Here is a 19,583-nt window from a genome sequence, read left to right on the forward strand (position 1 = left end):
CAACTCTTTTTGTTTTACATTAAACCACAACGTTTGAAAATTTCATCGACGTGGCGGATGTGATAGTGATAATCAAAGGCATCATCAATGTCTTCTTTTGAAAGTTTTTCGTTAATTGTTTCGCTTGCTTCAACTAATGGCTTGAACTGCTTGTTTTCATCCCAAGCAATTGCAGTAAGTGGTTGAACTGTGTCATAAGCAGCTTCTCTAGTCATTCCCGCTTCAACTAATTTCAACATCACACGTTGTGAGTAGATTAGACCATTTGTGATATTTAGATTACTTAACATTCTGTCTTCGAATACATCTAAGTCACGAACAATGTTGTTAAAACGATGCAACATATAATCAATTAAGATAGTAGAATCTGGCAAAATAACACGTTCTGCTGATGAGTGAGAGATGTCTCGTTCATGCCATAATGCGACGTTTTCCATCGCTGTCACAACGTGGCCTCTCATAACACGTGCTAAACCACAGATATTTTCTGATCCAATCGGATTTCTCTTATGTGGCATTGCTGAAGAACCCTTTTGGCCTTTAGCAAAATGTTCTTCAACTTCATGAATTTCTGAACGTTGTAAACCACGAACTTCGGTTGCAAATTCTTCTAGACTAGTTGCAATTACACCCAAACATGCAATGTAATTTGCATGTAAATCACGAGGTAGGACTTGACTGGCAACTGATTGAGCACGAATACCTAATTTATCACACACATATTGTTCAACGTATGGATCGACATTCGCAAAAGTACCAACGGCACCGGAAATCTTACCAGCTTCAACATCCTTAGATGCAATGTTAAAACGTTCCAAGTTACGTTTCATTTCTTCATACCAACGAAGTAACTTCAAACCAAATGTAGTTGGTTCAGCTTGAACACCGTGGGTTCTACCCATGATAACAGTATCCTTGTACTTAAGTGCTTTGTTACCGATAGTTTCGATAATTTCTTCGATATCCTTTCGAATAATCGCATTGGCCTGTTTCAAGCGATAACCTTGCGCAGTATCCACGATATCTGTACTGGTCATACCAAAGTGAATCCATTTACTTTCATCGCCCAAGTATCTTGAAACATCACGAGTAAATGCTACGACATCATGATGGGTAGTCTTTTCAATTTCTTCAATTTCCTTTTCATCGAATGTAGCATTCTTTTGAATCTTAGCTAAATCTTCTGCTGGAATTTCTCCTAACTTCGCCCAAGCTTCGTCAACAGCAACCTCCACAGCTAGCCATGAGGCGTATTGATTATATTTAGACCATACATTGCCCATTTCCGGTCTGGTATAACGATCAATCATCACAATCCATCCTTTCGAATATCTTGCTTTAATATTAACATACAAAATTCGTTTTTTCACTATTATATTAAAATTAATTATACTTATTGTTCGTTTTTCATCTTTTTTCCGAACATTATTTTCTCATTTGTACAAATAGTTCTTGATTAATTTTTCCATCATGGTAAAATCTTTCGTGGAGTGTTGAAACACGCTCCTCAATACTTAATGAAATATATGAGGTGAACTTGATGTCATCAATCGTTATTATAGGTAGCCAATGGGGCGACGAAGGAAAGGGTAAAATTACCGACTTTCTAAGTCAAGATGCTGATATGATCGTAAGATATTCTGGCGGAGACAACGCCGGCCATACCATCGTTATTGACAACAAGGAATTTCACTGCCGTTTAATTCCATCTGGAATCTTTTATTCCGATAAACTAAGCATCATCGGAAACGGAGTTGTAGTTAATCCAGAAACCTTAATTTCTGAAATGGACTACTTAGAAGAAAATGGTTTTGATTATTCTGGACTACGTATCTCAAACAGAGCCCAAGTAATCATGCCATACCACATCTTGTTTGATAAATTACAAGAAGAACAAAAAGAACATAAATTAGGTACCACCCATAAGGGAATCGGACCGGCTTACATGGATAAACTAGAACGTATTGGTATTCGTATCGCCGACTTAATTGACGAACATACCTTTGCTGACAAGTTACACCAAGCATTAAGCATTAAAAATAACATCCTAGAAAAACTATATTACCAACCTGGTTTTGACTTCGATGAAATATTCACTAAGTACAGCGCATACGCTAAAAAGATTGCACCATTCGTTACTGACACTTCTCTACTAATTAACGAAGCGTTAGATAACGACAAAAAAGTACTATTTGAAGGTGCACAGGGCGCAATGTTAGATATCGACCATGGAACTTATCCATACGTTACTTCATCTAACCCTACCGCCGGAAATGCGGCTACTGGTACAGGAATTGGCCCTAACCGTATCAACTCTGTTGTTGGTGTATGTAAGGCATACACCTCACGTGTTGGTGACGGTCCTTTCCCAACTGAATTATTTGATGAACGTGCTGATCGTATTCGTGAAGTTGCTCATGAATATGGTGTTGTTACTAAGCGTCCTCGCCGTATTGGTTGGTTAGATGCCGTTGTCCTACAACACGCCGTTCGTACTTCTGGTATCACCCATCTATCACTTAACTGTTTAGATGTATTATCTGGTTTTGAAACCGTTCGTATCTGTACTGGCTACAAATACAATGGTGAATTAATCAAATACTACCCTGCTAACCTAGACTTCTTAGACAAGTGCGAACCTGTCTTTGAAGACCTACCTGGTTGGTCAGAAGATATCACAAAGTGCAAAACTGTCGAAGAACTACCCGCCAATGCACAAAATTATCTAAACCGCGTTGCTGAACTAACTGACGTTGAACTATGCACCTTCGCTGTCGGTCCAGACCGTGAATCTACAAACATTTTGAAAAACGTATGGGAAGATCATAAATAAAGTGAGGTCATTATAATGAGAACTTTTGATTACCACAATGTTCAACTATTACCTGAAAAATGTATCATTAAGAGCCGTAGTGAAGCTGATACTTCAGTTCAATTCGGCCCACATAAATTCCAATTACCCGTTGTTCCCGCAAACATGGAAACAGTCATGGACGAAAACTTAGCTACTTGGATGGCTCAACATGATTACTTTTATGTAATGCACAGATTCCAACCGGAACAACGTCTAGAATTTGTTCAAAGCATGCACAAGAAAGGTTTATTTGCTTCAATTAGTGTTGGTATCAAAGATGATGAATACGAATTTATCGACGAATTAAAAGCTGCTAACGCCGTTCCTGAATACACCACTATTGATGTGGCTCATGGTCACTCAGACTTCGTTATCAAGATGATTAAATACATCAAAAAAGAAATCCCAGAAACCTTCCTAATAGTTGGTAACTTAGGTACACCTGACGCTGTTCGTGAAATCGAAAATGCCGGCGCCGATGCTACTAAGATTGGAATTGGACCTGGTAAGGCATGCATCACTAAGTACAAGACTGGTTTCGGTACTGGTGGTTGGCAACTTTCAGCACTTAAGTGGTGCTCAAAAGCTGCTACTAAGCCAATGATTGCCGACGGTGGTATCCGTACTAACGGTGATCTTGCTAAGTCAATTCGTTTCGGTGCAACCATGATGATGATTGGTTCAGTTTTCGCTGGCCACGTTGAATCACCTGGTGAAATCGTTGAAAAGAATGGTAAGAAATTCAAACAATACTGGGGTTCAGCTTCTGCCAAACAAAAAGGTGAACACCACAACGTTGAAGGTCGTCAATTGTTAATCCCATTTAAGGGAAACATTGAAGACACCCTTCTAGAAATGAAAGAAGATCTACAATCATCAATCTCATATGCTGGTGGAAAAGACTTAATGTCACTACGTAAAGTTAACTACGTCCTACTAGACAGCATTGATGAATCATAAGATTATATGTAAAAAGACCAACTCATCCGAGTTGGTCTTTTTTTACTTAAAGTATTTAGCTGTCTTATCCGTTAAATCAGTAATTGAGCTTAGTTTAGCCCTTACCATTGTACGGTTTGGTTCATTCGGTGTACCACTAGCACAGGTAATCAAAGTTAATGTTGGTTTCTTGTACTTCTTAGTGATGTATTGGGTATCGTATTGATCAATCACAGAGACTGAGCTGACTTCATACTTGTATACCTTTTTCCCGTTGGTGATGTAAATAGCATCCCCTTCAACCACCTTGTGTAATGGACCAAACAAAATCTTTTCATTGTTCATGTGGTGTCCTGCAATCGCATAATTACCCTTACCCAGTTGTTGGTTAGGTTTCATAGTACCGACACCAGACAATAATTCTTCGTTATCCAAACCATAGTAAACAGGTAGGTTAATTGAAACAGATGGAATGGAAATTTTTCCAATCATTGTGTGTTTGTGACTAAAGATGGCCTTTGAGATTGATGAAGCACTAACACTTTCAATCTTTGAAAAGTCAAAATTAGCATTTTTGCTCTTATCTTGTTGAGCGATTTTTCCATTCATTTCACTGTTAGTCAAATGTTGAATAGCTGAATTTTCTAGAAATGGTAGGCTGACTAAGAAAATTCCAACCACAAGTAATAACACCCATGTAGCTGTATATAACTTCTTTTTCATGATGATTCCTCACTAGTTATTTTATATTTTTATCGTACCACAAAAAATCCAAATTTCGTTATATAAGGCGCAACCATTACCAATTCTTAAATAAAAAAGACTGGATTTCCAGCCTTTTTTATTTAGTCTTCAATTATCTTTAATTGGCCTCGGAAATCATCTAGTGATGTATATCCTTTAGCCTCCATAATGTCAGTTAACTCTCTTGTTACTCGTTCAAAAGTTCGTAGACCTTCTTCATATAATTGAGTACCAATTGAAACCATTTCTGCACCACATAAGATGTGGGCAAATGCGTCTCGTCCATTGGTAACTCCACCGGTACCGATAATCTTAATGTCGTCGTTTAGACGTTGTCGTAATCCACGGACATTGGCTAAAGCTGTTGGTAATACCATCGATCCTCCGACACCTCCAAAGCCGCCCTTTGGCTTTAATACAACCGTTTCAGAATTGGTATCAACCCACAGACCATTTCCGACAGAGTTGATCGTATTAACGTGACTTAGTGGATACTTGTTCAATACTTCAGAAATCATGTCAAAATGAACTAGGTCAAAGTATGGCGGTAACTTAATTCCTAATGGTTTCTTATAGAAACTAAATACCTCATGCAGTAAGTCATCAGCAGCTGCAAAATCATAGGCCATTTGTGGTTTGCCAATCACGTTTGGACAGGATAGGTTCAACTCGGTCAAACCTTGGTAGTCGTCGTTATCTTGAAGTTGGTGTAGCATCTCCAAATCTTCTTGCTTTGACATCCCCGCCACTGAAACTATGATTGGTTTTTTTTGTTCATGATTCTTCAAGTAATCAATGTAGTAATCGAACCCTTGGTTAGGTAGCCCCATTGAGTTAATAGAGCCATTTTCCATACGGTAGTAACGGGGAAGCGGATTTCCAAAACGACTCTTGGGAGTCATACTCTTGGTTACCATTGCTCCTGATACTGATTCGTTCATCAATTCATCTAGTTCCTGCTCTGTTTGACAATGAATTCCTGACGCGTTTAAAAATAGGTTCTTTACTGACATGTTGGCGATTTGTGCTGATAAGTCTACTGACATTTGAATTCCTCCTAAAGTGCATTGACGGTTAGTGTTTGATCTTCTAGTACTGTTAACAATGATGCGACAGTGTCTAATGCTGTGAACAAAGGCACTGCATTTTCAATCGCTGCAGCCCTGATTTGTGCTTCATCGTCGAAAGTCGCTTCCGTTGAGTCGATAGTGTTAACGACTAGTTTTAGATGTTGCTTATTTAATTCGCTGACCGGGTTATTATCATCGTCTTCTGAGAACTTGTGGATTAAGGCGTTGTCTAAACCATTTTCTTGGAAAAAGCGATGCGTATTTTCAGTTGCTTTAATTTGGAACCCTAATCTTCTGAAACGCTTGGCTAAATCTAATGCTTCTTGCTTATCTTCATCACAGACAGTGAATAAGACATTCCCTGATGTTGGAATAGTAATTCCAGATGCGATGAATGACTTGTACAATGCTTTAGCGTAACTTGTATCTGAACCCATTGCTTCACCTGTGGACTTCATTTCAGGTCCTAACGTGTTATCGACTAGTGGTAGTTTGGAGAAACTAAACACAGGTAATTTCACACTAATACGTCTAGCTGGTGTAACCACCCCTGACTTGTATCCAAGGTCTGATAGTTTTTCCCCGGCCATGATTCGGGTGGCTAGGTCAGCCATTGGGACGTGGGCAACCTTTGACATGAATGGAACCGTTCTTGATGCTCTTGGATTAACTTCGATGACATAGGACACGTCATCCTTAATAACGAATTGAACGTTCATTAATCCCTTGGTGTTTAATGCCTTGGCCAATTCCACCGCTGCCGTTTCAATTTGGTCTTGGACAGTTTTAGACATGATTTGTGGTGGGTATACCCCCATTGAGTCACCAGAATGAATCCCGGCTCTCTCGATATGTTCAAGAATTCCAGGAATAACAACAGTTTCACCGTCTGATACGACATCAACTTCGGCTTCTGATCCTAATAAGTATTGGTCAATTAGAACGGGATGGTCATTTGATGCATGAACCGCTTTGGTCATGTAGCGATGTAGCTCATCATCGTCGTGGACGATTTCCATCGCCTTTCCACCTAACACATATGATGGTCTAATCATGACTGGGTAACCAATTTCATTGGCAATTTTTATGGCTTCATCGATGTTTGTAGCGGTATCACCTTGTGGTTGCGGTAGTTTTAATTGCTTGATAACTTGGTCGAAATCATGACGATCTTCGGCTCGATTAATGTCTTCTACAGTTGTTCCTAACACCTTAACCCCTGCTTCTTGAAGTGGTTCCGCCAAGTTGATAGCAGTTTGACCCCCGAATTGGACGATAACTCCTTCCGGTTTTTCAATATCGATAACATTTAGCACATCTTCAATAGTTAGCGGTTCAAAATATAGCTTGTCTGACATTGAGAAGTCGGTTGAAACTGTTTCTGGATTGGAATTCATAATGATGGCTTCATAACCCAATTGTTGTAGGGTTTGCACACCGTGAACTGTAGCGTAATCGAATTCGACTCCTTGACCGATTCTAATTGGACCCGAACCTAGTACTAGGACTGACTTCTGACCAGATACTTCTGATTCACTGTGTTGGCCCCACGTGCTGTAGAAATATGGAGTTGCGGCTTTTATTTCACCAGCAGATGTATCTACCATCTTGTAAACTGGTGTGATTTGGTTATCTTTACGAATTTGACGAACTGAATTTTCATCTGTATTCCAAATTTTAGCAATCCATTCGTCTGAGAAACCGTAACGTTTGGCCATCTTCAACATTGAAAGTGATTGGTCGGTTGCTAACTCTGTTTCAATTTCAACAATGTGTTGGATTTTATCTAGGAAGAATAAATTGATTTGAGTGCGGGCGTTGATTTGTTCAATGGTAGCCCCTCTTCTGATTAATTCGGCAATCATGAATAGTCGATCGTCAGTTGGGGCTTCAATCGCTTGAAGCATGTCGGCGGTGTCGACATTTTCGTATTCGGCTGGGTCAAAGTAGCGTTGGTCGATTTCCAAAGAACGAACTGACTTTAATAAAGATTCTTCGAAGTTTCGACCGATGGCCATGACTTCACCAGTAGCTTTCATTTGAGTTCCTAGATGGTTATCTGCTTGTGGGAACTTATCGAAGGGCCAGCGCGGAATCTTGGTTACAACGTAATCCAATGCTGGTTCGAATTGCGCTAGTGTGATTTGTGTTACCGGGTTTTTGATTTCGTTTAGATTGATACCAACTGCAATCTTGGCGGCAATCTTGGCGATTGGGTATCCGGTCGCTTTTGAAGCTAGCGCAGATGAACGTGAGACACGGGGGTTCACTTCGATGATGTAGTACTTCATTGAAGTTGGACTTAGTGCCATTTGCACGTTACATCCCCCTTCGATGTGAAGGGCTCTGATAATCTTTAATGCGGCGTCACGTAGCATTTCGTATTCGCGGTCAGATAATGTTTGGACCGGCGCGGCGACGATTGAGTCTCCGGTGTGGACCCCGACTGGATCGACGTTTTCCATTGAGCAGACAATCATGGCGTTATCGATTTGGTCTCGCATTACTTCCATTTCGATTTCCTTGTATCCAGCGATTGAGCGTTCCACTAGGACTTGACTGATTGGTGATAGGCGTAATCCGTTTTCCATGATTTCTTCGAATTCGGCCATGTTGTGTGCGAATCCACCACCGGTTCCACCAAGTGTGTAGGCGGGACGAATGACTAGTGGGAATCCGATTTCTTTGGCGAAAGCAATCGCGTCTGCCATGTTTTCGACGGTCTTTGATTCGGGAACTGGTTCACCGATTTCTTTCATTAGGTTTTTAAAAAGAAGTCTATCTTCAGCTTCTTCGATGGCGTCTAGCTTGGTACCCAGTAGTTCGACGTTGTATTCGTCTAGGATGTTACTGTCGGCTAGTTCTTTGGCCATGTTCAAACCAGTTTGCCCACCCAATGTTGGTAAGATGGCATCGGGTAATTCCTGGCGGATGATTTTACTGATGAATTCCAATGTGATTGGTTCAACGAAAATTTTGTCGGCGATGGTAGTGTCAGTCATGATAGTCGCCGGATTGGAGTTGATTAGGATAACTTCGTATCCTTCTTCCTTCAAGGCTAGACAAGCTTGTGAGCCTGAGTAGTCGAATTCAGCAGCTTGCCCGATGATGATTGGGCCGGATCCAATTACTAAAATCTTATTAATGTCAGTTCGTTTTTCCATCTTAAATCCCCGCTTTCTGGTTATCTTGCATTGCTTTTACAAAGTCGTCAAAGACGTATTCAGCATCGTGTGGTCCAGGTGATGCATCTGGGTGATATTGGACTGAGAATGCCGGTCGATTCTTCAAACGCACTCCTTCAACAGTTCCGTCGTTGATTTCTGTTTGGGTAATTTCTAGGTCAGTTGATGGAATTGATTTAGCGTCGACCGCGTATCCGTGGTTTTGTGAAGTGAAGTAAGTTTGTTCCTTCCCCGCTTCTGCAATCGCGTGGTTGAAACCACGGTGACCAAACTTCATCTTGTAGGTGTTAGCGCCGTTTGCCAAGGCAAATAGTTGGTGTCCTAGACAAATTCCTAGGATGGGTAGTTGTTCTTCTAGTTGACGGATGACTGGTAGAACGTATTCTAGTTCTTTTGGGTCTCCAGGTCCGTTTGATAATAGGATGCCATCTGGATGACTGGATAGAATTTCTTCTGCAGTGCTGGTGGATGGGAAGACGGTCACGTTTAGATTACGTTTCGCTAGTGAACGTAGGATGGAATCCTTTAGTCCAAAGTCGATTAATGCGACACGCAAACCAGTGTTAGGTGCTTGGTAGACGCTGCTAGTTGAAGCGTTTTGTGCGGAGGTGCTTTCTAGTGGTTGGTCGAATGCTGATTTGATGGTTTCTGGTTTTAAATCATCGACGATGACAGCTTCCATCGAACCTTCGTCGCGTAATTCTTGGGTTAGTGCTCTGGTATCGATTTGTGAAATTCCAGGAAGGTCTTCTAGTTCAGCGTATTGAGTTAGCGTCATGTTGCTACGCCAGTTACCAACCAATCTAGCGATTTCATTTACTATGATAGCTGCAACGGATGGATGCAAACTTTCCATGTCGTCTCTGTTAACACCATAGTTTCCGATTAGTGGGTAGGTAAACACTAACATCTGCCCATCATAACTTGCATCGGTCATACTTTCTTGGTAACCAGTCATTCCCGTCGAGAAAACCAATTCACCATGAACTACCTTCTTGGAACCAAAGCCAATTCCTTCGTAAGTTGATCCATTCTTTAATACTAAGTACCGTGATTGCATCTATTCCACGCTCCCATCTTGATATGCAATGTCGCCGTCAACTAATGTTAGTCTTGTCTTGCCATATACCTTTTTACCAATGAATGGCGAGTTCTTACCTTTTGAGAAGAAGTCATTAGCATCGATTTCATATTCATCATCTAAAGCCATCAAGGTTAAGTCAGCTGTTTGCCCCTCTTCTAACCTTCCCGCTGGTAAATGAAAAATTTCAGCAGGATTCTTGCTCATCCATTTAACCAATGTCTTTAAGTCAACCAATCCTGACTTAACAAAGCTGGTGTACATTAAGCTGAATGCTGTTTCAATTCCAACAATTCCAAAAGCCGCGTCTCTCATCGATCCCGATTTTTCCTTTTCGCTGTGTGGAGCATGGTCGGTTGCTACCATGTCGATTGTGCCGTCCAATAGTCCGGCGATTAGTGCATGTCTATCTTCTGGGCTTCTTAGTGGTGGGTTCATCTTCATCATTGGATTATCACTGTTAATCATTGAATCATCCAATAATAAATGATGTGGTGAAACTTCGGCAGTCACGTTAATTCCACGTTGTTTAGCCCTTCTAACAAGTTCCACTGATTCCTTAGTGGAGATATGAGCAACATGGTAGTGCACTCCAGTATCCTTGGCTAAGACTAGGTCTCTAGCTAGTTGTGATGATTCTGATAGTGGTGACATCCCTGGCAAGCCAAGTTCGTCAGCCTTGTCACCCGCATTCATCACCCCACCGTTAATTAACGAGTCGTCTTCGACGTGGGCAACTAGTGGTTTATTTAATTTTTGTGCTTCCTTCATTGCAAGATACATTGTTTCAGCGTTTTGAACCCCATGCCCGTCGTTGGTAAATGCAATGGCACCCATCTTGGCCATTTGTGTAAAGTCAGTTGGCTTGTATGCGATTAGTTGTTTGGAGATGGCAGCGTATTGGTAGGCATGCACCACACTCTCGCGTTGGTTTAGACTTAATTGTTCTCGTAACTCGTGTGGAGTGTCCACAACCGGTTTGACGTTTGGCATCACACAGACGCTAGTAAATCCACCGTGTGCAGCGGCCTTACTTCCGGTCTCTGTGGTTTCCTTGTATGTTAGTCCTGGATCTCTAAAGTGGACGTGAACGTCTACCAGTCCGGGTAGTACAGTCGCTCCGTTTCCGTCAATCACTTGATTGAACTTTTCTCCTAGGTTGGTTCCGATGGCCTTGATTTTTTTATCTTCAATTAGGATGGATTGTAATTGATTGTCTACATATACGTTTTTAATTAATGTCTTCATAATCGTCCTCCACAATTAAGTCTTTACTCTTTAGGATTGATGTTAGAATAGCCATTCTGGCAAAAACCCCGTTTTGCATCTGTCGAAAAATTCTAGATTGTGGGGCTTCCACAAGAGAATCGGCAATTTCAATGTTTCGATTAACCGGTGCCGGATGCATAATAATGGCTTTTTCCTTCATCTTGTTGCCGCGTTCTACGGTTAGGCCAAAGATGTTGGCGTATTCGACGGCAGTGAAACTTTCACGGGCATCTTCATTTAATCTTTCTAGTTGCACCCTCAGCATCATCATGACATCAACTTTACCGACAATAGTGTCGATGTTGGTGAACTCACCAAATTGGTCAAAATCGCTTGGGTACCATTCATCTGGTCCAGCGAAGTATAACTTTGTTCCAAGTCGTTTTAGAATTTCAGCGTTCGACCTTGCGACTCTTGAGTGAAGTAAGTCTCCGACGATGGCAATCTTTAAACCCTTAAACTTCTTGAATTCATCGTAGATGGTAAGTAAATCTAACAAGCTCTGTGATGGGTGTTGACCACTACCATCCCCGGCGTTTACCAATGATGTCTGAATTCTTTCATCATCGATTAGTGGTTCATACCATCCTGTCGTCTTATGTCTGATGATTACCCCATCGGTTCCAATTGCTTGTAGCGTTTTGATTGTATCCGGTAGCGTTTCACCTTTTTGTACTGAACTATTCTTCGGATCGATATTAATTGGGGTGATTCCTAACTTACGTTCAGCCATTTCAAACGATGTGTGGGTACGCGTACTGTTTTCATAAAACATGTTAGCGAAGTATACCGGACGTTTTAGTTGCACAACCTTGCCGTCTCGGTAATCAATGGCTAACTTGAGTAGTTCCATGATTTCGTCATCGTCTAGCAGATTAAGATCTAAAAAATGTGTTTGCATGTATCCATCCTCCTAAAAAAGCACCCAACTCGATGGAGTGGGTGCTTGGAATGGACTGATTGCGTAATATTCCAATGCACCCTCTCTGGAGTTGCTTAATTGAAACCAAGATAATAAAAAAGGACTTCCCTGACCGTGTCAGAAAAGTCCCTCAATGTCTGTTGTTTACACTGATGGCGTATAGTTTCTACGCATAGGCCTTGTCTGACTCTCTGGTCAATACTTAAAGGCAAATCTCTTTTTATGTTGTTTCTAATATATCACAATTGTGAAATATAACAAGTCAAATTTTAAAAACATTCTTAAGATTACTAATATCTCAATTATCATGACATTTTGTTTGTATAATGACAGTAAATAAATAACTTTATAATTTGGAAGTGATTAGATGAAACCATCTCTCAGAACAAAATTTACCACAATATTTATATTAAAAATATCTTTAGTGGCGTCCCTAATAATAGTAGGTGCATTATTTGGCCATATATCACAACTGTTTAACCTTTTTTATTCTTCAATATGCGTACCGTTATTATTTCTTATCATAGTAAGAGTGAGAAATGGCGAACAGATGTTAATCATTTCTATAGATATGATTATTTTTGCTCAGCTTGCATGTCTAGGAACATTTAATTTTTTAAGCTTCTTTCATCCAAAAATATCAATTATTGATTATTACATTACATCATCTTTATCATTTGTCATTATTCTTTTACTATTTTTTTCAATCATCATAACCATATTTTATTATCGCCACACCCAAACAAACAATCCTAATCTAAATAGTTTTCGAGCTAAATATTTTTTACCTAAGGTTATTTTAGAAATGCTCAAAAATTCCTTTACGGTCATTTCCATTATATATGGTGGAATTAAAATCATGGATGATAATACTAGTTTTACCAATGCTAATATTATCTTAGCTTTTATTTATTGCATTGAACTACCACTAATTATTTTAACAATCATTTCGTGGTATGAATTAGTAAAAATTGGTGAAGAAATAACCGACAAAAAAAGACGCCAATAAAGTGCACTGCACCCCAAAGTTTTTTACAAACTTTGGGGTGTTTTTTGTGTCTAAATATAAATATGAAAGCTGAAATCATGGACTGTCATTATGACTTTAAAGAAGATTTGATTTCTTCAATGAAAATATGGATTGATTATTACAATAATCATCGTATTAAAACAAAACTAGGCGGAAAGTCACCGGTTCAATACCGGAAACTTTCCGCCTAGGAAAAACAATATAATAATGTACAACTTTTGGGTGCACATCAAAAGGCGTCTTTTTGTAGATATAAATATAGATTGAATAAATCGGCTAAGATCTTAGTACCAACCGTGTTGTAACCAAAATGACTTAGCGTTATCCCATGAACCGTAACGGGCAGCAACATATTGATCAGCAACTCTTTCCTGGTTAGCAGCTGAGTAGTCACCGTGTAGCATAGCAGCACCTAGTTGGTACTTACCATAGTATTGACCGTTTGAGGCAGTGTATGAACCACCAGATTCACGGTTAGCAATCCATTCTTTAGCATAACTGCTTGATCCAGTGTAGCTTGAGCTTTGTGATTGGCTGTAATTAGTTGTGCTTTGAGTTTGTGCTTGTTGTTGTGGTTGTGCTACTGATTGTTGGTTAGTAGTACTTTGAGCAGTTGTTGCTGAGGCAACAGTCTTTTGATCAGTAGATACAGTTGCACTTGAAGGTAAAGTTATCTTTTCACCTACATAGATTAAATCTGTGTTAACACGATTGTTAACTGCTCTAAGTGAACTTAATGAAACGTTGTATTTTTGTGATAATCCCCATAGAGTATCACCACTTTGAACAGTCACAGTCTTCTTAACTGATGCTTTAGCTTGTTGTTGTGGTTGTTGTGCAGATGCATTAGCAGTTTGATCTGCGTTGGCATTTGCGCCACCAGCTACAAATAATCCAGCTACTGCGGCAGTAGCAAATAACATTGACTTCATACTATTTAATTTAACGATAATAATTCACTCCTATAAAAATCTATAATTCTGTATTTCTGTATCGTCGAAAGTGTTAATCGATTTGATTAACTGTGATATATACTACATCGTATCCATTACATGACCATATCATGCACGTTAAAAGTTTTGGCTTTTTCGTAACATTGTCGTTACGCTGTAACAATATGACATCAAAAACGCCACATTCCCCGTGGTTAAAGCTTTTTAAACGTTACATACAGCTTAAATTATTCTAAAATTGTTTCTAATTTGGCAAAAAAGTGTGCTAAAAAATTTAAAATAAGCCTTGCAATGCTCAAATGAATCAAAAAATCTATAAAAAAAAGCGTTGAAAGTAAAACTTTCAACGTCTCTTTTTTAATACCAGTTATTGGCAACCCAATGTTGTTTGGCGTTGACCCAAGAACCATATCGATTAGCAACATATTGTTCTGCGACACGTTCTTGATTAGCTGGTGAGTAATCACCATCAAGGTAACTACTATCTAATTGATATCTACCATAGTAACGACCATTTTGAGCCGAGTATGAATTGGTAGATTCATGGAAAGAAATCCATGCCTTTGCTTCGGCATTTGCTTTGTTCCATTCTGATTGAGCATTGTATTGTGATTGATTTTGTTTCTTAGAAGTAGAATGATGTTTGTTTGACTTAGTCGAGTGTTGCTTTTGAACCTTCTTGTCGTCTTTTGCATCATTATTATTATCTGGAACCACGATTTGATCACCAGCTAATAAATCATCATCACTATACTTGCCGTTAGCATGCTCCAAAACAGACATGAAAACATTGTACTTATCTGACAAGTTTTCTAGTGTATCGCCAGACTTCACAGTCACTACTGTATTCGCATTGGTATCTACAGTAGCATTTCGGTAAATAGAAAGTAATCCCGCGAACGAGATTGCGATTACAAAAAATAAAACATGAAATTTATATCTAATAACTGAAACACTCCTATATAAAATTAAAAAATAAAAAATTGCGTTGGTTGTCATTCAACAACGAATGCATATTCTATCCACTTAACATTACACAACCATTACACAAACGTTACATTCATCGTTCGTTTTGTAACATAGTAACATTAATGTAACTTATTGAAATATAAATGAACACAATGACTAATAAATCGGCTTTCTGGTTTTAATAATCGTGTACAATATATAGGCAATTTTTGATCAATTTTCGCAAAAAAATTTCAAATTTTTTTCAAAACTACTCAAATATGTTTCATTTAAAGTGATGTGCAACGTAAAAATCGCAAACAAAAAGCCTACTACAAATCGCTTTATGATAGGCTTTTTAACTTTTTCTTAATAGCATTAAATTATTCTAAACATTAGTTAATCTTTATTATGTTTAATAGCAACTCCTGTGACTGCACTTAGAATTGAGAACACTGGAGACAAGATACTTAGGAATAGGAATGGAGCAAAGTGACTTGCTGGAACACCTAATGTTGCTGAAATAAATGCTCCGGCAACACCCCATGGAATCAAGTAGTTAATTACGGTACCACCATCTTCAATCGCACGACTTAGTGCTACTGGTGCTAATCCAGCTTGGTGGAAGACCTTCTTAAATGCGTTGGCAGGTAGAATTTCTGATAGGAATTGTTCACCAACGAATACGTTTACCCCGATGGCAGTGAAAATTACGGCGATGATTAACTTAGCATCGCTGTTTAGATGCTTAGTAAGTGGTTGCACAACGGCATCGATGATTCCTAGGTGCATCAATAGTCCACCAAAGGCTAAGGCAATCATGATTAATGCTAGAGTCCCCATCATTGAACTGATACCCCCTCTTGATAGAAGAAGGTCAACTGACTTGTTGCCAGTCTTTGATACGAATCCACTAGTGATTAGGTCGTTAATCTTTAGTAGTGAAAGCTTATGATCTTGAATTCCCATTAATCCGATTGAAACCATGATGTTAATGAATAATGTAGGAATTGTTGGAATGTGACTCCATGCACAGATAAGTAGTAGTGCGATTGGAATAATTGATAAGAATGAAATGTGGAAGTTACTGTTCAATACGTTTACTGTCTTGTCGACGTTTGCTAAGTTGGCTTTACCATCACTGTGGTTTAAGAACACGAAGATGATGAATGAACCAATCATGGCAGGAATTGTTGACCACATCAAATTCTTGATATGAGCAATCAAGTCAGCACCTGATACAGCAGCGGCTAAGTTAACAGTTGCTGATAGTGGTGATGACTTATCACCGAAGACCGCACCTGAGATAACGGCACCGGCAATCATTGCTGGGTTCATCCCCATCGTGATACCGATTCCCATAAAGGCAATCCCTAAAGTAGAGATAACAGTAAACGCACTACCGATGAATGTACCAACTAAGGCACATACTAGAAAGATTGATGGTAAGAACCAATTGATATTAATCAAGTGGAAACCAAAAACCATTAGTGAAGGAATAACCCCTGAGGCGATCCAAACACCAATTAATGAACCAATTAATAGGAAGATAAATAATGGAACAATTCCATTTTTGATTCCAGTGACGAATCCTTCGTCGATGTCATCCCATTTGAAACCTTTAAAACGACCCCAGAATACCAAAAGCATAATTCCTGTTAGGATTGGCACTTCTGGTGAAATCCCTAAACCAATAACACCGAATGACATAATTGCCATCATTACAATTAAAATAATAATTCCCTCAGCCAGAGTGACTGTCGGTTTCTTTTCTTCTTGCATAATATCTCTCCTCAAAATAACGTAATTTTTATTCTATAATATATGTAGTCTTTTATTCATTTTGATATCGGATTAATCCTCCGCAGTTAGCAATTATCATCTTTTCGTCTTCTTTCCATAAAAAAAGTCCCTGTTGTCTAAAACAACAGGGACGACTTATTTGTATTTTTTACCGTGGTACCACCCAAATTAGTAACCACACATAGTGGTCACTCACTCTCTAGAAATAACGACTCTAGTTACCGTTCTTGGGTAGACACTATCCAATGTATTTCATCGAGATTAGCCTGATCGGTTCGCAGCAACCACCGACTTCCTGACACCCAGCTAATTCGTTACTTAATTTGGAATAATTGTTTTGCTTTATTTGATTAAATTAAGATTAGCACTACAGATTTAATCCGTCAACTAAAATTTATATTTCTTCAAGTTTACGGTTTAGATAATGCGCCATCTTTTCCTTTGGATATACTCCAGTCACCTTTTCGACTGCCTTACCATTTTTGAATAAAACGATGCTTGGTAGTCCCATCACCTTGTATTGTTTTGCCACGTCTTCATTATTGTCGACGTCCATCTTACCAAAGTGAATGCGGTCCCCGAATTCCTCTTCCATTGCTTCAAGCACTGGATCCATAATCTTACATGGACCACACCATGGTGCCCAAAAGTCGATGACAGTCATTTTGTTATCTGTTTCTTGTGCAAGGTTTTCCCTTGTAATTGTTGTTGCCATTTTATTACCTCTTTGCTTTGCGAATAAAATGAATGATGAAGGTTACGATGAATGTAACCAATACAATTAAACCAAAGTGAAGTGGTTCAATTTCAATATCAATCATTGGGATTGAAAGGATTAGCTTCAAAGCAATCACTGCGATTAAGAAGTATGCCATTGTCTTTAACTCTGGTACCTTCTTCATCACTAACATGATGACTTCGGCGATTCCTCTCATACATAGAATTCCAATTAACCCACCCAATAAAACAATTACTGGATTCTCAGAAATTGCTAGAGCGGCTAGCACGGAATCAACGGAGAAGACAATATCCATAAATTCAATTTGTAATACTGTCATCCAAAAACGCTTCCGATTGGATTCGTTGGCAGATTGCTTGAACATGGATTTTTTCTGTTTGTCAGAATGAGCGAAGTGCGCATAGACTAAGTAGAAAAGATATAATCCACCAACAACCTTTAATTCCCAAATATGAATTAGGAATACCCCTAATCCAATAATGATAAATCTAAAGATGTAAGAACCCCAAAGACCATAAAATAATGATTCTTCCTGTTCTTTTTTAGTTGGTAAAACTTGAGCTTGCGTGGCTAGCACCACCGCATTATCAACTGACAGTAAACATTCAATTAGCACTAGGGATAGGATAACAATCCATGCATCCTCAGAAAAAATTACGTTATGCCAGTTATTCAAATCAAAAAACGGACCATATAATTTACTTAATAATGGTATCACCTAAAGTCTCCTCTTCTATTTTTCTACTATTATATAAGATAAATTTTTGAAAATATAGTTTTAACTATTAAATTTTATTATTTACTAATTTGATCATCGTACTTAGATAAATTATATTGTTTGATTAATGCAATTAAGTTCTTTGCGTAGTTAGGATCAGTTGCGTACCCATTCTTTTGAAGCATCTTAGCTTGTTCTTCATAGCTCATCACGTTCTTTTGCTTAATGAAGTTAAGAGCTGTAACAGTACTGTGGTTTTCAACCGCATCATAGACGCTGGGATACTTTCTGAAGGTAGCAGGAATTGAAATCTTCTTCTTGTCACCTTCGCGGACAACCTTAACACCCTTACCTACTGGTGTATCGTTACTTACGTATTCATCAGTGTAGTATTGGATTGATTGTCCCTTGTATGTTCCCTTCACACCGAAGATGTTGTATGCCTTCTTGTATAGTTCTGATTGTCCCCAGTTAGATTCTTGAATAGCTTGGGCAACCACAACACTTGGTAATACAACGTGTTGTTTATTCCATACCTGAACAGCTGGTTTAGCAATTGTTTCAGCAAACTCATGACGTTTCTTTGCTGCTTCTTCTTGTGCATCTTCAATTCTTTGTTGATCAGATTTTTGAATTTGGTTTTCTCTGATTGTACTGTGAATTTGTTTTGCAACTTTGTATCCACCAAATAACACAATCACAATAACAACTAACCAGACAATTTTCTTAGTTAAACTCATTTTCTGTTTTCTCATCATTTATCCTTCTTTTTTATATCGACAACACGATATTTTATTTCGTCATTCTCATCAACTGAGGCATATAATATGGAAGTTTTTTCCTTATTAAAGTAACCCAGATTAACAACTGGTTGACCATCGATTGTCTCAACATCTTCAAAAGCATTCATCATGAACCTTCTTAGATAGCGCATTTTAGCAATATTTTCAGAAGCTGTCTCGTTGGCAGCTGTAAGGGTGAATCCCTTATCTAAGTAATGCTTAATTAATGTTACTTTATTTAAGTTTTCCATATTAAAAACGCGAGATCTACTCTTATCGTCCCTAATTGAGGTAATGTAACCTTTTTGTTCCCAGTAACGAAGTTGACGTGTTGACACGTCCATCATCTTGCTGACTTCCCCGATTTTAAAAATTAGACGATTAAGGTCGATTTTTTGGGGAAATAATTTCTTTAAGCCCGACATTTCAACGGTTCCTTTCGTGTAATCTACATAATAAATTTACCACAAATTTGGAACCCTTTCATTACTTTAATTGGGTACAGTAAATATTAAACACTATAATTATAAAGATTACATTAAAATT

Annotated in this window: 17 protein-coding genes and 1 pseudogene; 4 read left to right on the plus strand and 14 right to left on the minus strand. The window is 38.7% G+C overall.

Features of this window, described 5'->3' with window-relative positions:
* Positions 1 to 14: 14 nt before the first annotated feature.
* A complete protein-coding gene (purB, locus tag OEZ61_RS00155; protein ID WP_034530946.1) occupies positions 15 to 1,310 on the minus strand; it encodes an adenylosuccinate lyase in 1,296 nt (431 codons plus the stop codon).
* A gap of 230 nt (positions 1,311 to 1,540) precedes the next feature.
* Between purB and OEZ61_RS00160 the strand changes: the two genes are divergently transcribed.
* Positions 1,541 to 2,833: an adenylosuccinate synthase gene (locus OEZ61_RS00160; protein WP_034530947.1), complete on the plus strand. Its 1,293-nt coding sequence runs from the start codon at positions 1,541 to 1,543 to the stop codon at positions 2,831 to 2,833.
* Positions 2,834 to 2,848: 15 nt separating this feature from the next.
* Positions 2,849 to 3,814, plus strand: coding sequence for a GMP reductase (locus OEZ61_RS00165; protein WP_034535337.1), 966 nt, complete (start codon positions 2,849 to 2,851; stop codon positions 3,812 to 3,814).
* 42 nt (positions 3,815 to 3,856) lie between these two features.
* Here the strand turns inward: OEZ61_RS00165 and OEZ61_RS00170 are convergent, their stop codons facing one another.
* From OEZ61_RS00170 to OEZ61_RS00195, 6 genes are all read right to left on the minus strand, one after another.
* The gene (locus OEZ61_RS00170; RefSeq protein ID WP_034534045.1) at positions 3,857 to 4,516 is read right to left on the minus strand and encodes a class A sortase; all 660 of its coding nucleotides are present in this window, start codon (positions 4,514 to 4,516) and stop codon (positions 3,857 to 3,859) included.
* Between the two features lie 122 nt (positions 4,517 to 4,638).
* On the minus strand, positions 4,639 to 5,583 hold the full coding sequence (locus tag OEZ61_RS00175) for a dihydroorotate oxidase (protein WP_034534047.1): 945 nt from the start codon (positions 5,581 to 5,583) through the stop codon (positions 4,639 to 4,641).
* A gap of 11 nt (positions 5,584 to 5,594) precedes the next feature.
* Positions 5,595 to 8,771, minus strand: coding sequence for a carbamoyl-phosphate synthase large subunit (gene carB / locus OEZ61_RS00180; RefSeq protein ID WP_290046509.1), 3,177 nt, complete (start codon positions 8,769 to 8,771; stop codon positions 5,595 to 5,597).
* Position 8,772: 1 nt separating this feature from the next.
* Positions 8,773 to 9,852 (minus strand): carbamoyl phosphate synthase small subunit, encoded by a 1,080-nt coding sequence (locus OEZ61_RS00185; RefSeq protein WP_034534050.1) that lies wholly within the window; start codon positions 9,850 to 9,852, stop codon positions 8,773 to 8,775.
* Positions 9,853 to 11,121 (minus strand): dihydroorotase, encoded by a 1,269-nt coding sequence (locus OEZ61_RS00190; RefSeq protein ID WP_034534052.1) that lies wholly within the window; start codon positions 11,119 to 11,121, stop codon positions 9,853 to 9,855. It abuts the gene before it with no gap.
* The gene (locus OEZ61_RS00195) at positions 11,105 to 12,043 is read right to left on the minus strand and encodes an aspartate carbamoyltransferase catalytic subunit (RefSeq protein WP_248595913.1); all 939 of its coding nucleotides are present in this window, start codon (positions 12,041 to 12,043) and stop codon (positions 11,105 to 11,107) included. Before OEZ61_RS00195 ends, OEZ61_RS00190 begins: the two co-directional genes overlap by 17 nt.
* Before the next feature lie 592 nt (positions 12,044 to 12,635).
* Here OEZ61_RS00195 and OEZ61_RS00200 point away from each other — a divergent pair.
* Together OEZ61_RS00200 and OEZ61_RS00205 are read left to right on the plus strand one after the other, a co-directional pair.
* On the plus strand, positions 12,636 to 13,073 hold the full coding sequence (locus tag OEZ61_RS00200) for a hypothetical protein (protein WP_290046513.1): 438 nt from the start codon (positions 12,636 to 12,638) through the stop codon (positions 13,071 to 13,073).
* A 62-nt stretch (positions 13,074 to 13,135) separates the two neighbouring features.
* A pseudogene (locus tag OEZ61_RS00205) lies at positions 13,136 to 13,285 on the plus strand (IS3 family transposase); the annotation flags it as partial.
* Between the two features lie 93 nt (positions 13,286 to 13,378).
* Here the strand turns inward: OEZ61_RS00205 and OEZ61_RS00210 are convergent.
* The 7 genes from OEZ61_RS00210 to OEZ61_RS00240 form a co-directional block, all read right to left on the minus strand.
* On the minus strand, positions 13,379 to 14,026 hold the full coding sequence (locus OEZ61_RS00210) for a LysM domain-containing protein (protein ID WP_239642218.1): 648 nt from the start codon (positions 14,024 to 14,026) through the stop codon (positions 13,379 to 13,381).
* Positions 14,027 to 14,404: 378 nt separating this feature from the next.
* The gene (locus tag OEZ61_RS00215) at positions 14,405 to 14,887 is read right to left on the minus strand and encodes a LysM peptidoglycan-binding domain-containing protein (RefSeq protein WP_051592183.1); all 483 of its coding nucleotides are present in this window, start codon (positions 14,885 to 14,887) and stop codon (positions 14,405 to 14,407) included.
* A gap of 507 nt (positions 14,888 to 15,394) precedes the next feature.
* A complete protein-coding gene (gene nhaC / locus OEZ61_RS00220) occupies positions 15,395 to 16,777 on the minus strand; it encodes a Na+/H+ antiporter NhaC (RefSeq protein ID WP_290046514.1) in 1,383 nt (460 codons plus the stop codon).
* A gap of 415 nt (positions 16,778 to 17,192) precedes the next feature.
* On the minus strand, positions 17,193 to 17,513 hold the full coding sequence (trxA, locus tag OEZ61_RS00225) for a thioredoxin (RefSeq protein WP_054449632.1): 321 nt from the start codon (positions 17,511 to 17,513) through the stop codon (positions 17,193 to 17,195).
* A gap of 4 nt (positions 17,514 to 17,517) precedes the next feature.
* Positions 17,518 to 18,252 (minus strand): TerC family protein, encoded by a 735-nt coding sequence (locus OEZ61_RS00230; RefSeq protein ID WP_034531009.1) that lies wholly within the window; start codon positions 18,250 to 18,252, stop codon positions 17,518 to 17,520.
* Between the two features lie 80 nt (positions 18,253 to 18,332).
* Positions 18,333 to 19,010, minus strand: a complete 678-nt coding sequence (locus tag OEZ61_RS00235; RefSeq protein WP_290046516.1) for a glucosaminidase domain-containing protein — start codon at positions 19,008 to 19,010, stop codon at positions 18,333 to 18,335.
* Positions 19,010 to 19,462 carry a MerR family transcriptional regulator gene (locus tag OEZ61_RS00240; protein ID WP_290046518.1) on the minus strand — a complete coding sequence of 151 codons (453 nt, stop codon included), beginning with the start codon at positions 19,460 to 19,462 and terminating at the stop codon, positions 19,010 to 19,012. The genes OEZ61_RS00235 and OEZ61_RS00240 overlap by 1 nt, the downstream gene beginning before the upstream one ends.
* Positions 19,463 to 19,583 lie beyond the last annotated feature (121 nt).

Source organism: Apilactobacillus sp. EABW-1NA (genome assembly GCF_030398685.1).
In the GTDB taxonomy this organism is placed as follows: Bacteria; Bacillota; Bacilli; order Lactobacillales; family Lactobacillaceae; genus Apilactobacillus; species Apilactobacillus waqarii.

Coding starts and splice junctions, on each gene's coding strand:
- purB (WP_034530946.1), bottom strand. CDS start 1,310: ATGATTGATCGTTATACCAGACCGGAAATGGGCAATGTATGGTCTAAA.
- OEZ61_RS00160 (WP_034530947.1), top strand. CDS start 1,541: ATGTCATCAATCGTTATTATAGGTAGCCAATGGGGCGACGAAGGAAAG.
- OEZ61_RS00165 (WP_034535337.1), top strand. CDS start 2,849: ATGAGAACTTTTGATTACCACAATGTTCAACTATTACCTGAAAAATGT.
- OEZ61_RS00170 (WP_034534045.1), bottom strand. CDS start 4,516: ATGAAAAAGAAGTTATATACAGCTACATGGGTGTTATTACTTGTGGTT.
- OEZ61_RS00175 (WP_034534047.1), bottom strand. CDS start 5,583: ATGTCAGTAGACTTATCAGCACAAATCGCCAACATGTCAGTAAAGAAC.
- carB (WP_290046509.1), bottom strand. CDS start 8,771: ATGGAAAAACGAACTGACATTAATAAGATTTTAGTAATTGGATCCGGC.
- OEZ61_RS00185 (WP_034534050.1), bottom strand. CDS start 9,852: ATGCAATCACGGTACTTAGTATTAAAGAATGGATCAACTTACGAAGGA.
- OEZ61_RS00190 (WP_034534052.1), bottom strand. CDS start 11,121: ATGAAGACATTAATTAAAAACGTATATGTAGACAATCAATTACAATCC.
- OEZ61_RS00195 (WP_248595913.1), bottom strand. CDS start 12,043: ATGCAAACACATTTTTTAGATCTTAATCTGCTAGACGATGACGAAATC.
- OEZ61_RS00200 (WP_290046513.1), top strand. CDS start 12,636: ATGATTATTTTTGCTCAGCTTGCATGTCTAGGAACATTTAATTTTTTA.
- OEZ61_RS00210 (WP_239642218.1), bottom strand. CDS start 14,026: ATGAAGTCAATGTTATTTGCTACTGCCGCAGTAGCTGGATTATTTGTA.
- nhaC (WP_290046514.1), bottom strand. CDS start 16,777: ATGCAAGAAGAAAAGAAACCGACAGTCACTCTGGCTGAGGGAATTATT.
- trxA (WP_054449632.1), bottom strand. CDS start 17,513: ATGGCAACAACAATTACAAGGGAAAACCTTGCACAAGAAACAGATAAC.
- OEZ61_RS00235 (WP_290046516.1), bottom strand. CDS start 19,010: ATGAGAAAACAGAAAATGAGTTTAACTAAGAAAATTGTCTGGTTAGTT.
- OEZ61_RS00240 (WP_290046518.1), bottom strand. CDS start 19,462: ATGTCGGGCTTAAAGAAATTATTTCCCCAAAAAATCGACCTTAATCGT.